Raw genomic sequence first — 14,958 nt, forward strand, 5'->3', positions numbered from 1 at the left:
GCCACGGAGCAGCCAAGAACCGTCATTTGACGACGCCGATGGGCGTGGTGGTCAACGTTCTCAGCCGCGGCTAGGTACCGTAGGACAGTGGTGGACTACATCGGACGTTCCCTTGTGGCGGACGCACTCCAGGAGTGGCGCGAGCAGCTTCAGACGCACGCCACCGTTTCTCCCCTGCGTGACCTCGTCGCGACCCGCGCAGAGCTGATTGACCTGCGCCACTCTCACCCCTCTGGGCTGGCACAGTTGTTTGCGTCGCGTCCCACAGCACTGACGTCACTCATCCGAGACGACAACGCCCTCGACAGTGCTCTTGCCTACGGCCGCTCCATCATCGACGAGGCCGAGCGGGTGAAGGCTGCCACAGGCGCGTGGACAGCCGCTATGGCCGTCGGAACCGCGTACTGGCGTGCCGCGAGCCACGATGTGGAAATGCCCATCCTGTTGCGTGCGGTTGAACTCGACCGTTACCGCGAACGTGACCTGCACATCACGCTCCGCAACGAAGTGTGGGTCAACCCAGCGCTCGTCTCACTCCTGCGCGAACGCGCCGCTCAGGCCGGATGGGACGCTCCACCCACGCTCCCAGCAGTGACGGTGGGACGTGAGTTTGACCCGCGCCCCCTGTGGGAAGCCGTCCGCGCTCACACCGATCTGCTTGGCGAGTCACTTGAAGTGCGCAACCGCCTCATTCTTGGGGCCTACGACGACCCAGAGCAGCGGCTCCTCGACGACCTTGACGATCTCGACTCCGTGATTTCAGCGTCGCCTATCTTGGCGGCAGCCGCAGGCGACCGGGACGCCCTCGGAACCCTCGGCGAACCGTTGCCAGCTTTCCCCAAAGGTGACCGCGATCCCTTCGGCGAACGCGGCATCGGCGATCTTGACGATGTCACATTCGCTGCCCTTGATCTGATCGCCACTGGCCGTGACGTCTTTCTTGAGGCGCCTCCGGGCACGGACATCGACGGGATCGCTGCGGCCATTGGCGCTGACGGTGCAGCCTCAGGCCGGACGGTCGCCATCGTGGGTGGCCAGGACGGTGCGTTGAAGGCCATCGGCAAACGCCTCTCGGATGAAGGCGCCGGCGATGTCGTGGTCGACGGTACTGAGGCCGCGTGGAACATGAGTGCTCGCTCTCGGCTCCTCGAAGCCATCACGATGGGCACGCAACCTGTGGACGATGCGGGAGTGCGTCAGGCTGGCGAATCGCTCGTCCAAGCACGCGCGGCGCTTCATCGCCGTTTTGATGCCCTACACAGGACGTACCGGCCCTGGGGCGTGAGTGCTTTCGAGGCGGTCCAAGCCATTGTGCGTGTGACGACAGCAACGCCTGCGCCGCAAACGACAGCCCGGCTGGGGGCCGATGCGGGAGCCGTCGTGGCAGACCTGGGTTTCGCTTCCGTTGCGGCCGCGATTGCGCGTGACCTCGCTCCGGAGGGCTCTGACCCCGAGGTGCAGGCGGCCGATGCCGCAGCTGAGACGCCGCAGTCAGAAGACGATTCGTGGTGGTGGGGTCACGCAAACCCGGACGATGGCGCGCACCTCGACGAAGCTCTCGCAGGGTTCCTCGGACGATCAGTGCCAAAGATGCGCGCAGAAGCAGCGACCGCCGCGCACGAGACGGGAGTCGACGAGGCCTCGTCGTTCACCGTGTGGGCTGATCAAGTCGATATGTTTGCGTCCTTGCGTGAGTTGTTGGAGACGTTCTCCCCAGCAGTGTTCCACCGGTCACTGCACGACCTCGTGGCGGCTACGGCCCCACACGACTCTCCCAAGTACGTCGACCTTCCCCGTCGTGATCGACGCGCGCTCACACGCCGCGCGGCCGAACTACTGCGACCTGGACGCGACAAGTCCCGACTCCACGAGGACTTGGTACGTGCCCATGCCTTGGCGTTGCGCTGGCGCTCGCACTGCTCCGGTGGTGGTTGGCCCGTGGTGCCCGATGACTACGACATCTACGTCGACCACGTGCAGCGGGCGTCACAGGAGTGGGCTGTCCTCAGCCCGGTTGTGGCAAGCGTCACCGAGATCGAGGGACTTGACGAGCAGCCGTGGGACTCGGTCGTGGAGCACCTTGACCGCCTCGCGCTCGGCGTGCCGGGTTCACTTGAGTCGTCGGACGTGAGCGACCTAGATGTGGATCTCGATGCAGACGGCTTCGCTGCACTGCTTCAAGACCTGCGCAGCCGCTCCGCCAGCGCAGTGCAGATCCGTCGCGACCTTGAGTTTGCTTGGTGGGCTGCCGCCTTCGACGCCATCGTCACCGCCGATCCGTCACTGACCGAATACGGCGCCATCGGTGGAGCAGTCGAAGAGTTCCTCGCACGGGACACCGCCTTCTCCGCGGCACGCGTGGGCCCGCTGATGCGTGCCGCCGCAGAACGCCGTCGTTCCGCCATCGCGCGCCACCCCGACATGGCCCGCGACTTGTTCGCCGCCCTCGTTGAGGGCCGCGATGCGTCATACAAGGAACTGTGGCGAGACTTTGCGCCGCTGGTGACCTCACTCCGTCCGGTGGTACTGGCCAAAGCAGAGCAGGTGTCACACCTCGCGCCCGCATCCTTGTCGATAGATGTTGCAGTGGTCGTGGCCGGGGAATCCTTGGCACTCGCCGAACTCGTTCCCACGCTGGCTCGCGCCAAGCAGGTCGTGGTCCTGGGCGACGCCCACGCTGCGACACGCTCTGCGGTGGCCGCGCTCGCGACCCTCCTGCCCCGAGTCACCTTGCACGCCGCGGGGCAGCCCCGTGACCCGCGCGTGAGCGCCCTCCTCGCTGAGATTGCTTACGGTAGAGCTCTACCCACGCAGCCAGCCGCTCGCGGCCAAGGCGCGCTCACGGTGAATGCTGTCACCGCGACGGGTCTCCCCGATGCCGATGCCGGAGTAGTGGAGACCACCTCCCAGGAAGTTCGTGCCGTCGCTGACTACGTTGAGGAGGCCGTGGGTGATGACCCGCACCGCACTCGGGTGGTCGTGGCAGGGTCACGCACACACGCGGAGCACATCCGCGCAGAACTCACCGCTCGCTCGGCAAAGCTCGCTGCTCGCATTCCTGTCGAAGCCATGGGCGAGGCTGCTGGGGTGCACTGCGACGAGGTAGTGGTGTCGCTTGGCTTTGCTCGCGATACGCGCCAGGGCCTACCGACTCATCTGGGTGCGCTCTCAGAGCCCTGGGGACGCGAGGCACTGGTTCAGGCATTGGTGGCTTCCACCTGTGACGTCACGGTGTTCACGTCGCTCGACGCCCATGCTGTGGCGGAGTTGGCCACTGACGACACCCCCGGGGTGGGTGACTTCGCCGACTTGTTGAGTGCCGCTGAGACTCCGGCGGTGGCTCCTGAACGTCCGGAGCCCGCGCCGAGCGACTGGCTCCTCGCTGACGTCGCGCAACGCCTCCGTCACGACAACTACCCGGTGCACGTGCGCTACGGCAAGGCCGCGGACGCCATCCCCATGGTGGTGGGCGGTCGCAAGCAGCCTGAGTACACCGTGGCGATCGTGACCGACGAAGCATCGGCGGCAGGCTCGCTGTCGTTGCGCGATCGAGTCCGCAGGCAGCATGAACAGCTCAACCACCTGGGCTGGAACGTGGTGCCGTTGTGGACGCTCGACGTCTTTATGGATCCCGATTCTGCTGCAGCCGAGGTTCGTGCCGCGTTGCCCGAGAACGCTCCTGAGCCCGTGTTCATTCAGGAGAGCCTCGAGTTTGACGTGGAGCCTGCCCCCGTTGACGAAGTGGCAGATTTGCACGACGACCTTCCGGTGCGGCCCGAGCCCGAACCGATGACCCTGGGACTGAGCACCATGATGGTGGAGTCCGCGATTGATGCAGCGCGCGAGCCGCACCAGCCTGTCGCACCGTTGTGGCCTTCCGCTGTGTCAGCACGCAGCGCGGCCTCGGCTCAGAGTGCGAGGTCCGCAAGCGCCGTCTCTGCGCGTAGTACTGCCTCAGTGCGCAGTGCAACGTCAGTAGGCAGTGCAACCTCAGTTCGTAGCGCAGCCTCAGCGCACTCGTCGCTCTCGGCGCCATCCGCAGCATCGGCGGTCTCTGCCAGCTCTGCGCGGTCTGCCACCTCTGCGCGATCTGCGGTGTCGGGATCGTCCGCGCGCTCGGCGTCGTCAGCGGTATCTGCCTCCTCGCCTACGACATGGGAGGCTTCAGCACCGATGACCTCGGCCCCGTCAGCAGCTTCTGTTCCAGGGACGCCGTCTGCGGCGTCGACGCCCTCGGCAGACTCGGCCGGGTCGTCAGACTCCGCTGCGTCAGCATCGACGCCGAGCACTGCGAGTGTTGCGAGTGCCCCAAGCGCCGCGAGTGCCGCGAAGACTGAAGCGCCTGCCAACGGTTCGTCCCAGGGGACAGGGCGCCCCTTGATCCCGACGCGTGCGTGGGAGGACGAGGACGCAGCGTGGGGTGATCGCGGTTCAGGCTCGCGCGATGACGAGATCCGTGGGGACAAGCCCCCACACTGGTAAATCGTTACTTGCTGGTGGAGCTCGACGACGCTGACGCGTTGCGAGAGTCGGTGCGGTAGAAGCCTGACCCCTTAAACGTCACTCCCACGGTGCCAAAGACGCGGCGTAGTTCACCGGAGCATGAGGGGCACGTGACGAGGGATTCGTCATGGATGGACTGAACTTGCTCAAAGCGGTGGTCGCAGGCACGGCATGCGTAGGAGTACGTGGGCATGGCGGCATTCTACGCTGGCAATGAAGTGATCCCTTGTGGGGTGATCACCGCATGCACGGGAAGGTCGTGAGATTCGCGGGGCAGGCAGGCCTCTTCAGAGTGGAATTCCGACGTGAAGGTCAGTGCCACCACGGGGGTGTCGGGCGCGGCATCCACCAATGCGCGGTCATACCAGCCGCCACCTTGGCCTAGCCGGGTACCGGCACAGTCCACGGAGAGAGCGGGGACGATCACCACATCGGCCCTTTCAAGCGCTTCGCTGCCCAGGAACGGCCCGGAGGGCTCTGGCGGGCGCCCCGGGGCACGCTCAATGAGGTCTTCCTCGCCGAGGTATTCACCCCAGCCGCGCTGCAGGCCGTCGCCGAGCCGGGGGAGTAAGACCGTGATGCCGCGATCGTGGAGCGCCGAGATGAGAGGCCCGGTGCCAGGCTCGTGAGGGCGCGACGCGTACACCGAGACGCACGTGGCGGCTTGGATCGATGGAAGTTGGAGCACCTGGTCGCGTAGCGCCAATGCCAGTTCCTCATTGCGGCGCACCGAACGATGCGCACGAGCCTTCCGGATAGATGCCCGCAGGTGTGCTTTAGCGTCTTCCGGCGCTGGGGCACGCGTATGGCTCATCTGCGAGGTCATGCCTCTATTGTGTCAGGCCCGGGGGACATGAGCTCTCATATTTCTCACGCCATGGGCGAACGCAGGGCACTTGTCAGCGTGGTGCTTGCTTGTGGTGTGTGCGGACAGAGACAATGCAGTGTGACTGTGATGAGCCTGACCGACCATAAGCGGGCCGTCAGCAACGCCCTGGCCCGCAACCCCGCGCTCGACGTACTGATCGCTGACGCCGTGGGAGGAACGCTCGCAGAGGACATTGTCGCGACACGCAATTTTCCCGCCTCGCCTGTGGCGGCATGCGATGGGTATGCGGTGGCCGCGGCGGACGTGGCTCGTGCGGCAGGAGCGGCACTCGCTGTATCGCACGACGTGACGTTTGATGACCGCTCGCCCCGCACTCACGTTCCTGGCACCGCGTCGCGGGTTCCGTCGGGTGCGCCGCTTCCGCAGGGGGCCGATGCCGTGGTTCCGTCGTCGGCCACAGATCAGGGCGTCGCCCGCGTGGTCATCGAAGGCGACGTGAAGCCCGGCCAGTATGTGCGTGCGCCAGGAACGGACGTCCGCGCCGGGCATGTGCTCGTACCCGCGGGTTCGACGCTGGGGCCGCGCCAGGTTGCTGTGGGCGCGGCCATGGGGCGTCCACGTTTGCGCGTGCACCCCGTTCCTCGTGTGGTGGTGATCGCGGTGGGGGACGAGCTCATCGATCCCGGTTCGCACCGTCCTGGGGGCGGTGTCGATGACGCCAATAGTCACTTGCTTGCTGGCCTGGTGCGTGAGGCAGGGGCACAGGCCTACCGTGTAGGCCCGGTGCCTGACCGGGCTCTCGAGTTGCGGGCCGTCATCGAGGATCAGTTGGTGCGGGCAGATGTGATTCTCACCACTGGTGGCCTGTCTCACGGAACCAGTGACACGGTCGCCACTGTCATGCGGCGACTCGGGGAATTTGAGGTTGTCGATATCGCACTCAATCCAGGGGGAAGGCAGGGATTGGGGAGTATCGAAATAGGTTCCAGAAAGATCCCGGTGGTGTCTTTACCAGGCAAACCATCAGCAGCTGCAGTGGGATTTGAAGCGACAGTACGTCCCGCTTTGCGCGATATGTGTGGATTTGTCCAGAGAGAGCGCGACACATATGTCGCAACAGTCACCGAGGGATGGTCTGCGTCGGCAGGAAATGTCACGGCCACACCGGTGCGTGTCACCCGCACTCAGGAGGGCCGTTTTGCCACGCCAATGTCGCACGGAGAGTTGACGTTTGATGCGTTAGCTCAAGCCGACGCGCTTGCGTGGATTGGTCCCGAGACTGACCAAGTGGAAGCGGGGATGCGCGTGCACTGCTCGCGTTGGTAACACCATGACACGGCCCCAGGTGCTGACACGCGGACCTCTCACAGTGCGAGCCTTTTCCCGCTCTGATGAGCAGGACTGGCGAGACCTTCGCGCCCGCAATCGCGCGTGGCTCCACCCGTGGGAGGCCCAAACCCCGCCCGGCTCACGCATTCCATCGGCCACGTTTCCCACGGTGGTGCGGCGGGACCGCAGGCAATGGCGGGACGACGCTGGGTATCCAGCGGTCATCGAGTTCAACGGACTCTTGGTGGGTCGAGTCTCCGTGTTCGGTATCCAGTGGGGCGCAGCGCACGGTGCGTCCATCGGCTACTGGATCGATCAAGAATATGCCGGCCGGGGCATCGTCCCTACTGCGGTAGCCATGCTGTCGAGTTTTGCGTTTGAACGAGGAATGCACCGCCTCGAAATTGCGGTACGACCAGAGAATGACCGCTCCCTTGCTGTGGCAAAGAAATTGGGGTTCACCGAGGAAGGTATGCGGCGCTCATATCTCTTCATTGACGGGCAATGGCGTGACCATGTGATCTTTTTTCGTACTCAAGATCAGGCCCGAGTTGGTCGATATTGGGAAGAAGGCCGCTGACACGCCGCGCGCCTGCGAGCGTTCGCGCCTCCGCAGTCGTACCGTCGTGCCCATGGTGCCAGTTGGTTTGCTCGCGATCATCGCCGTCGGAATGGTGATCGCCTACGTTCTCCCCCAGCGCATCAAGGAGCGCGGCGACTACGCCCTGGTCCGCACTGAGGATCGATACAGCGCTCAAATGCGCGTGGTGAAGTCCTCTGCCGAGCGCCTCGAGAAGGCCGCCGCCCGTCCGTCCACGGACTCAGGACAAGTTCCACTGCTTGCCACTGGTGCCACTCGTGCCAGCCAGGTATCGGCAAGTAAAGATTCTGCTCGCATCGCCTCGGAGCGCGCTGAGACTTTCTCCCGCCCTGCTGGCCCGCTTGATCAGGCAGCCGTTTACGCCCAGCGAGAGCGCCTTCGCGTGCGCCGCGACCGTGCTGAGGTGTTGGCGGAGCGCGCCGCACAGGCCCGTCGTCGCTTGGTGGTGGCAGGCGGAGCTCTTGTCGTCGCGATTGTGGCGTGGTCCTTGGTGGGCGCCGTGGGTGCATCGCCTGTGGTCGGCATTCTGTCCACTGGTGTCTTCGCTGGGGTGGTGGGTGCTGGTGCCCGGGCTGCAGCGGCACAGCGTCAGGCTGATGAGCGCATCATGTTGGTCTCCCGTGAGGTGGAGGCCGCCGCGACTGCCACCCAGGCTTTGCGCGTGGTGAGCCGCGAGCGTGCCGCAGGGCACGAAGCTGCACCGTCCGATGTGGCGACGCAGGCCATTCGTGTGGTGACTGCTGAAGACTTGGCTCCACTGTCAGCGCCCGCTCAAAAGCGCGAGCCCCGGCAGAAGGTCGAGTCCGCCCCAGAGGCACCCGCACGCGAAGAGTCCGCGGCATGGTCTCCAAGCGAGATGCCGGCACCGTCCTACACGTTGAAGTCCACTGTGCGTCAGCGTGAAGCGCGCCCCATCTCGACCGAGGACTACGACGCCGCTCTGGCTCGCGCTCGCCGTTGGGGTGAGTCGCGCGAGACTTCGCGTGACGCATCGGCCCCTGTGGCGTCGGCGTCGAGCACTTCTGCTGCCGGTGTCGCCACCGGTGAAGCAGAGACCACTACGGCGGCACTGGATGCGATCCTCGCCCGCCGTCGCCGCGCATCGGCCTAATCCCACCCCCCTTTTTTTCCCGCGAAGTCCCCCCATTCCCGCGAAGTGGCTGTTTCTCGCTGTCTAGGTGGCCTCAAACAGCGAAATGGAGCCATTTCGCAGTTGGGGGGCGGGGAGAGGGGGGCGTAGGGATGTGTCGGCAGAGGCGTCGCCCAGAAATGCCAAGGGCCGATGCCGCACAGTCGCGGCACCGGCCCTCAAAGGCTGTGACGGGGTTTAGCCGTCGATGACCTGGTGCTTGTCCTTCTCACCTTCAGCGTCACCGGCGGGCGGGAGGTTGCGGCCCAAGGCGAATGCCTGCACGAGGCCCACAATGCCCAACAGAATGAGCGTGACACCCGTCATGATGATCAGGGCGAACGCGCTCCAACCCGGGACCACGATGACCACGATACCGGCGATGATGGCGATCGCACCGCGAACATAGGCCATCGTTCCGGCTTGTGCCTTGCCAGCTTGAGCCAGCGTCGCGATGCCCTCGATGATCCATCCCATACCGATCAGGATGACGACCACGACGGTCAGTACACCGGTCGCGGCGCTCAGGTTCTTCAGCATGACGACACCGCCGAGGAGCAACAAGATGCCCACGATGATGTTCAGGAGGCGGTAGCCGGAGGAGACATCACGGCTAAACACACCCACGGCTGCTCGGACAGCACCGGAGATGAGGAAGAAGATCGCGGCAAAAACAGCCAGCACCTCGAGTGACTCCCCTGGCCACACCAGCAGCGCAATACCAATACCGATCGCGATAGCGCCCACGACGCCCATCGTGATGCGGGCTGCACTCACGGCACGGCGTGTGAGTTGTTCGGGGTCAATGGCGAACTCATTGGGGAATGGGGGTACGGACATGTTTCCTCCTGAAAAGTGGCAAATCTCTTCGCCATGCTATCGGTGCGGGTAGATGTTGTCCGTACTCGGCTCTCACACGTGTGTGAGCCCCTGCACCAGTAGCGTGGCGCCCGAGATGGCAGACAGCGCCAACGAGCGCTGGTGGACGGTGGTGGCGGACAGCGCCCGCGTGACTGAGAGCGCAAGCAACGAGCCCACGATGAGGAACGGAACGACGGGCACTGAAGCGGGCCGATGCTGGGGTCCGCACCGCTTTTCGGCCGCCGAGATCTGGTGATACTCTCGAAAGTCCCTAGGGGCTGTGGCGCAGTTGGTAGCGCGTCTCGTTCGCAATGAGAAGGTCAGGGGTTCGATTCCCCTCAGCTCCACCACATCAGCTCCACCAAGGAGTTCTGGCGCTTGCCGCAGGGGGCTGACGGGCCGTCGCGAATCTCACCCGAAGTGCCACGCTGACTTACTCAGCCGTGGGCCAGGCCATGCGTCGCTATTGAAATGCGGAAGTGAGGCGCGTGATGTTCTCGAGTGTGCGCTTGTAGACGGAGCGCTCTTCCCAGGTGTCGTAGTCGAGTCGCGTTGAGCGTTCCTGATACATCTCGGTGATCTGCGACATTTCGGTAGCGATGGCGGTGTCGTAGCAGATGAGCGACAGTTCGGAGTTGAGTTCAAACGAGCGCATATCCATGTTGCTGGAGCCGACCACGGTGACCTCGTTGTCGACGAGGATGTACTTCGAGTGCAGGAGTTTGGGGGCGTTGTAGAGGTAAACCTCCACACCTGCCTCGAGCAGCGTCGTGTAGTAGGAGCGTTGCGCGTATCCGATCATCCATTGGTCCATGGCTTGCGAATTGATCATGCGCACACGTACTCCACGCTTGGCTGCCGCCACGATGGCGCCAAGGAGCCCTTCCGAGGGCACGAAGTACGGGTTCACGATGGTGATCTCAGTGCGCGCCAAGTGGAGCAGGTGAGTGAAGACCTTCAGGTTGTTCTCACCGTCGAAACCGGGGCCGCTGGGCAGTACCTGCATGGTGGCGCCTGGAAGAGAGTACGGATCGTCGGTGGGGGCCTCGATCCGGTACTCGAGCGAGCCGCCCTCTGAGATCCAGTCCGTCATGAAGAGCGTGCCGAGTTCAAGGACGACTGGCCCGGTCATGCGCACTACGAGTTCGTCGTAGTAGATGTCGTCCTTGCGGTGGTACGCCCGGTCGATCATGTTTTGCGAACCGGTGTAACCGATCGCGTTGTCGATGACCACGATCTTGCGGTGATTGCGGAGGTCAGGGCGGACGTACGACTTGCCCGGGGGATGTAGCGGCAGGATTGCCTCGTAGGCGATTCCGGCATCGTCCAGCGATGCGAGCATCGGCTTTTTGCCCGGGTACTTCTTTGAACCCCACGTGTCATACATCACGCGTACGTCGACCCCACGGGCCTTGGCCGCCACCAGCGCATCGAACAGAGGTTGCGTAGTGTCGTCGAGCGTCATCGCGTAGTACTCGATGAACACGGTCTTCCGGGCGGCTTCAATGTCGCGAACGATCGTCTCAATCGCACCGTTGTAATCCGTCAGGACATCCAAGGAGTTGGCGGCTACGGCAGGGAGACGCCCATACTCCTGAGCCAAGAGCTTGACTGAGTGGAATTGCGTCTTCACCTCGGGATCAATGAACGCGACGCTACTTTCCTGCTTGGCTTGTTCGATCTGCTCGTCGATGGTGGCGTTGATGCGTGCCTGAATGTCACGCCGGTTCTTGGGCAGCTTGTAGTTACCGAAAACCACGAAGGCCAGCCAGCCCGGAATGGGCAGCAACACAATCAGCAGGATCCACGCGGTCCCGGACGAGGGGCGCCTACGGCGCGGAATATAGATCAGGGCTGTAATGACGAGAACCCAGGAGATCGCAGCGTAGACAACGGCCGGGTTGAATGTCATGCCGGTTAGTGTAGTGCGCGACGCTCGCGAGCCCAGCGAATTCCCAAGTGCACCTCCGGGGCATGCCGCCGTCAGCAAACCTGACAGAATACTGGGAGTTCACCACTACGGGAACGAATCGACGTTCCCATCGGTTGTTCGACTATGACCATGCCTTGCCCGTAGTTCGGGAGGCAACACATGCCCGTCGCCGTGCAAGGCGCGGGAAGCTAAGGAGTGATCCTTGAAGACCACGCGTAAAACCGCTGCGGTGGCACTCGCTGCCGTGGCACTGCTGGGCCTGACAGCCTGCTCGTCGGATGGCGATGCCGAGACTGACACCAGCACCGATGCCACCGTTGACGCCACCGCCGCTCCCACCGAAGAGGACATTGCGGCACTCGACTCGATCGAGTGGGTTGACGGCGAAGACGGTGTTCCCACCCTTGAGTTCGAGGCACCTCTGATGGTGTCGACGACGGTGAGTCGTGTCGTGACTGAAGGTGACGGCGAGACCATTGAGGATGGCGACTACGTCAGCCTCAACTATGTGGGCTATGCAGGCGACACTGGCGAGGAAAGCTACGGCACCTACTCGGCAGGAGCGCCGCAGTCGTACCAAATCACCGAGGCAGCCGTGGCTCCCGTGCTCTACGACGCGCTGATTGGTCAGACCGTCGGAAGCCAGATCATTCTTGGCGAGAGCTTTGAAGTTACCAACGAAGAGACGGGCGAGCCCGAGACCACTTCTGGCTTCACTGCTGTCACGGTTGAAGCGATTGAGGAAGTCCTTGATCGTGCCGAGGGCACCGCTGTGGACCCCGTCGAGGGCCTTCCCGTCGTCACGCTTGACGATGACGGCAAGCCCAGCGTGGAAATCCCTGACGCCGATGCTCCGACCGAACTGGTCTCACAGCCCCTCATCGAGGGTGAAGGCGCAGTCGTGGAAGCCGACGACACCTTGATCGTGAACTACTCCGGATGGCTCTGGTCCAACGGTGAACAGTTCGACTCCTCGTGGGAACGCGGAACTCCCGCAGAGTTTGGTCTCACACAGGTCATCGAAGGCTGGACCGAGGGACTTGCAGGCCAGACGGTCGGCAGCCAGGTTCTGCTGGTCGTGCCCCCTGAGATGGGTTACGGCGACCAGGACTCCGAGTCGATCCCCGCAGGTTCGACCCTCGTCTTCGTCGTGGATATCCTCGCAGCGAAGTAAGGCAGCATCCCGACGCTGACACATCCGGGCTGACACGACGTGCTGGCCCTGGCGCACATCAGCTATCAACAATGAAGGCCGGTAGCGGATCACTTGATCCGCTACCGGCCTTCATTGCGTGTGAGGCCTAGGAACTGGTCGTGGAGCTCTCCTCGTCGACCACAGCTTGCGCATCGGCGGCTGCTTGCTCTTCCTCGATCGCCGCAGTCTCGAGTTCTGCCACCACGTCGTAGGTGCGGCCAGTGTTCTTAGCGATGGCGGTGATCAGTGCTGCGACCGGCAAAGCCATGAACGCGCCCATCGGCCCGGCAACGGCGCCACCGGCCATTGCCCCACCGAACGCCACCGCTCCGTTGAGTTCCATGGTCTTGGACGAGAGGCGGGGGTTCAGCACGAAGTTCTCGATCTGCTGATAGATGATGACATACGCCACCAGAATCAGGGTGGGGACAAATCCCTCGACCGCGAGCATCACGAGAGACGGCACGATGGCACCCAGGTAGGTGCCGATGAACGGGATGAACTCGGACACGAAGCCCATGAACAATGCCATGGGTAGCGAGTAGACGAGTGGCAGCCCCGCGAGCATCATGACAAAGAACGCGCCGGTCCCGCAGATGAGCATGAGCAGCAGGCGTGAATAGAAGTAGCCGCCGGTTTGTTCGATCGAGGTCCGTGCCACCCAGTCGACGACCTTCTGACGTTCAGGAGGCATGCGACGCATGATGGTGCGCATGAGTCGAGGGAAGTCTGCGGCGAAGTAGAACGTGAACATCAGGATAGTAAAGACGTCGAACACGAGGCCCAAACCTGAGGAGAGCAGACCCAATACGTTGTCGCCCCAGGACTGCACTGCATGGAGCAGTGGCGCTGTGACCTGATCCGCGGTCTCTGGGTCGACTGAGCTTTCACCAAAGACGTCAACGGTCCATGCGTTGAAGTTGGCAATCCAGTCGTTGAGATTGGTGCTGACGGCTTGGGCGAACTTCACGATCGCGGGGATCAGGAATGCGATCATCAACGTGAGGCCGATGAACCCTGCGATAAAGATGATGCCAACCGCGGCGCCACGCCTCATGTTGAAGCGGTTTTTGAGGTACTCCACGCCAGGGATGATGGCCAGCGCGAAGAACAGCGAGATCACCAGGATCCCGATCAGGTGACGCAGTTCGAGGAACGCGGAGACGGCCAGCAAAGTCACCAGGACCACGATGGCGAACTTCCAGGAACTGATCCACACGAACCGGTTTGTCCACGCGGGAGGCGAGGATTCGTGTCGATCTCCTCGAACGGATTTTGCGGCGTGGGCGACCTCGGTGGGGATGTGTGGCCGAGGCTCGTTGTCAGTGCTCATGACGCCTATCGTGCCAGTGTCTTGGCCCTCGTGGGGAGAAGCATGACGGACGAACGGGGAGACGTCTCGTGGGCATCGGCCGCATGGAGACGGCCGATGTCCACAAGGTCACGCTATGAGGCGAGCGTTCGGGGGATGGCTGGGACCTGCAGCAGGGAGAACAGATCGCGGGGGTCGTGCGGTTCGGCAACGAGGTCGAGTTCGCCCGCGTACTCCGTTCCGGCGACGGCCTCGGCTAGGTGAGCGAGTGCCGTGAAGTCTTCGAGTGCGAATCCCACTGAGTCGAACACGGTGATGTCTTCGGTGGACATGCGTCCGGGCGTTTCGCCTGCCACGACCTGCCAGAGTGCATTGACGGGGTGGCCTGGATCCAGTTGCTGGATTTCACCCTCGATGCGCGTTTGCGGCTCGTACTCCACAAAGATGCGAGCACGTCGCAGGATCTCTGCGTCGAGTTCCGTCTTGCCGGGGCAGTCTCCTCCGATCGCGTTGACGTGCGTGCCGGGTGTGACCCAGTCAGAGTGAACGATGGTGGCGAGGGCCTTGTCGGCGGTGGCGGTGGTAATGATGTCTGCTCCATGGCAGGCGTCCTCCGCGCTGGTTGCACGGACGATGTCGAAGCCCAGGGGTGCGAGGTTGGATTCGAGCTTGTCCATGGCTGCGGGGTCGATGTCCCAGATGCGCAACTGGGTGATGCCGAGGGCGGACCTCATGCCGAGTGCCTGGAATTCGCTCTGTGACCCGTTGCCCAGCATGGCCATCACGCGAGAGTCGGGTCGTGCAAGGTGGCGTGCTGCCATGGCCGACGTTGCGGCTGTGCGCAGGGCCGTCAGGAGGGTCATTTCCGCGATGAGGATTGGATAGCCCGTGTGCACGTCAGCGTAGGCGCCGAATGCTGTCACTGTTTGGAGCCCGTGGGCTGGGTTGCTGGGGTGGCCGTTGACGTACTTGAAGGCGTAGTGGTCTGCATCGGCGATTGGCATGAGTTCGATGACGCCGATGGGCGAGTGGGCGGCGATTCGCTCTACCTTGTCGAACTGATTCCAGCGAGAGAAGTCGGTTTCTAGCCTTGCTGTGATCTGGGCGATCGCCTGCTGTGCGCCGGTGTCGCGGATCCAGGCACTCATGCGGGGGACGTCTACGAGCATCACCATGGGATTTCTCCTTCTCTCCAGTGCTTTTTCACTTCACTGCTGTGTGGCGGTCACCACCTCCACTTCCAGGTTCTCAGGGATCCTGTGCATT

General features: G+C 63.4%; 12 protein-coding genes and 1 tRNA gene. 6 read left to right on the forward strand and 7 right to left on the reverse strand.

Annotated features, from left to right (window positions below):
- Window positions 1-87 precede the first annotated feature (87 nt).
- Complete coding sequence (locus AOP79_RS05835; RefSeq protein ID WP_152648026.1) at window positions 88-4,482, forward strand: PDDEXK-like endonuclease domain-containing protein; 4,395 nt, start codon at window positions 88-90, stop codon at window positions 4,480-4,482.
- A 4-nt stretch (window positions 4,483-4,486) separates the two neighbouring features.
- Here the strand turns inward: AOP79_RS05835 and AOP79_RS05840 are convergent, their stop codons facing one another.
- Together AOP79_RS05840 and AOP79_RS05845 are read right to left on the reverse strand one after the other, a co-directional pair.
- Window positions 4,487-4,696, reverse strand: a complete 210-nt coding sequence (locus AOP79_RS05840) for an FmdB family zinc ribbon protein (RefSeq protein WP_062071476.1) — start codon at window positions 4,694-4,696, stop codon at window positions 4,487-4,489.
- Window positions 4,697-4,705: 9 nt separating this feature from the next.
- Window positions 4,706-5,329, reverse strand: coding sequence for a 5-formyltetrahydrofolate cyclo-ligase (locus AOP79_RS05845; RefSeq protein WP_062071479.1), 624 nt, complete (start codon window positions 5,327-5,329; stop codon window positions 4,706-4,708).
- A gap of 129 nt (window positions 5,330-5,458) precedes the next feature.
- Here AOP79_RS05845 and AOP79_RS05850 point away from each other — a divergent pair, with 129 nt between their 5' ends.
- From AOP79_RS05850 to AOP79_RS05860, 3 genes are read left to right on the forward strand one after another with little or no spacing between them, the layout of a single operon-like run.
- The gene (locus AOP79_RS05850) at window positions 5,459-6,658 is read left to right on the forward strand and encodes a molybdopterin molybdotransferase MoeA (protein WP_062071481.1); all 1,200 of its coding nucleotides are present in this window, start codon (window positions 5,459-5,461) and stop codon (window positions 6,656-6,658) included.
- A gap of 4 nt (window positions 6,659-6,662) precedes the next feature.
- Entirely contained in the window at window positions 6,663-7,241 is a 579-nt protein-coding gene (locus AOP79_RS05855; protein WP_082093409.1) for a GNAT family N-acetyltransferase, read from the forward strand.
- A gap of 52 nt (window positions 7,242-7,293) precedes the next feature.
- Complete coding sequence (locus tag AOP79_RS05860; RefSeq protein WP_062071485.1) at window positions 7,294-8,373, forward strand: hypothetical protein; 1,080 nt, start codon at window positions 7,294-7,296, stop codon at window positions 8,371-8,373.
- Window positions 8,374-8,589: 216 nt separating this feature from the next.
- Here the strand turns inward: AOP79_RS05860 and AOP79_RS05865 are convergent, their stop codons facing one another.
- Both AOP79_RS05865 and AOP79_RS11790 read right to left on the reverse strand, forming a co-directional pair.
- Window positions 8,590-9,231 (reverse strand): DUF308 domain-containing protein, encoded by a 642-nt coding sequence (locus tag AOP79_RS05865; RefSeq protein WP_062071487.1) that lies wholly within the window; start codon window positions 9,229-9,231, stop codon window positions 8,590-8,592.
- Between the two features lie 72 nt (window positions 9,232-9,303).
- Window positions 9,304-9,453 carry a hypothetical protein gene (locus AOP79_RS11790; protein WP_161794230.1) on the reverse strand — a complete coding sequence of 50 codons (150 nt, stop codon included), beginning with the start codon at window positions 9,451-9,453 and terminating at the stop codon, window positions 9,304-9,306.
- 73 nt (window positions 9,454-9,526) lie between these two features.
- On the opposite strand from AOP79_RS11790, the gene AOP79_RS05870 reads away from it, so the two are divergent.
- Window positions 9,527-9,602, forward strand: a tRNA-Ala gene (locus AOP79_RS05870).
- Between the two features lie 113 nt (window positions 9,603-9,715).
- Here the strand turns inward: AOP79_RS05870 and cls are convergent.
- On the reverse strand, window positions 9,716-11,164 hold the full coding sequence (gene cls, locus AOP79_RS05875; protein ID WP_062071489.1) for a cardiolipin synthase: 1,449 nt from the start codon (window positions 11,162-11,164) through the stop codon (window positions 9,716-9,718).
- 223 nt (window positions 11,165-11,387) lie between these two features.
- Between cls and AOP79_RS05880 the strand changes: the two genes are divergently transcribed.
- The gene (locus AOP79_RS05880; protein ID WP_062071491.1) at window positions 11,388-12,359 is read left to right on the forward strand and encodes an FKBP-type peptidyl-prolyl cis-trans isomerase; all 972 of its coding nucleotides are present in this window, start codon (window positions 11,388-11,390) and stop codon (window positions 12,357-12,359) included.
- Window positions 12,360-12,486: 127 nt separating this feature from the next.
- Here the strand turns inward: AOP79_RS05880 and AOP79_RS05885 are convergent, their stop codons facing one another.
- Window positions 12,487-13,713 (reverse strand): AI-2E family transporter, encoded by a 1,227-nt coding sequence (locus AOP79_RS05885; RefSeq protein WP_082093410.1) that lies wholly within the window; start codon window positions 13,711-13,713, stop codon window positions 12,487-12,489.
- 113 nt (window positions 13,714-13,826) lie between these two features.
- Window positions 13,827-14,867 (reverse strand): ornithine cyclodeaminase, encoded by a 1,041-nt coding sequence (gene ocd / locus AOP79_RS05890; protein WP_062071495.1) that lies wholly within the window; start codon window positions 14,865-14,867, stop codon window positions 13,827-13,829.
- Window positions 14,868-14,958: the final 91 nt, after the last annotated feature.

The sequence above is a fragment of the Demequina sediminicola genome, from assembly GCF_000975055.1.
GTDB lineage: Bacteria > Actinomycetota > Actinomycetes > Actinomycetales > Demequinaceae > Demequina > Demequina sediminicola.

Excerpts from the sequence above, each read along its gene's own strand:
- AOP79_RS05840 (WP_062071476.1), bottom strand. The coding sequence starts at position 4,696 with ATGCCCACGTACTCCTACGCATGCCGTGCCTGCGACCACCGCTTTGAG.
- AOP79_RS05845 (WP_062071479.1), bottom strand. The coding sequence starts at position 5,329 with ATGACCTCGCAGATGAGCCATACGCGTGCCCCAGCGCCGGAAGACGCT.
- AOP79_RS05850 (WP_062071481.1), top strand. The coding sequence starts at position 5,459 with ATGAGCCTGACCGACCATAAGCGGGCCGTCAGCAACGCCCTGGCCCGC.
- AOP79_RS05855 (WP_082093409.1), top strand. The coding sequence starts at position 6,663 with ATGACACGGCCCCAGGTGCTGACACGCGGACCTCTCACAGTGCGAGCC.
- AOP79_RS05860 (WP_062071485.1), top strand. The coding sequence starts at position 7,294 with ATGGTGCCAGTTGGTTTGCTCGCGATCATCGCCGTCGGAATGGTGATC.
- AOP79_RS05865 (WP_062071487.1), bottom strand. The coding sequence starts at position 9,231 with ATGTCCGTACCCCCATTCCCCAATGAGTTCGCCATTGACCCCGAACAA.
- cls (WP_062071489.1), bottom strand. The coding sequence starts at position 11,164 with ATGACATTCAACCCGGCCGTTGTCTACGCTGCGATCTCCTGGGTTCTC.
- AOP79_RS05885 (WP_082093410.1), bottom strand. The coding sequence starts at position 13,713 with ATGAGCACTGACAACGAGCCTCGGCCACACATCCCCACCGAGGTCGCC.
- ocd (WP_062071495.1), bottom strand. The coding sequence starts at position 14,867 with ATGGTGATGCTCGTAGACGTCCCCCGCATGAGTGCCTGGATCCGCGAC.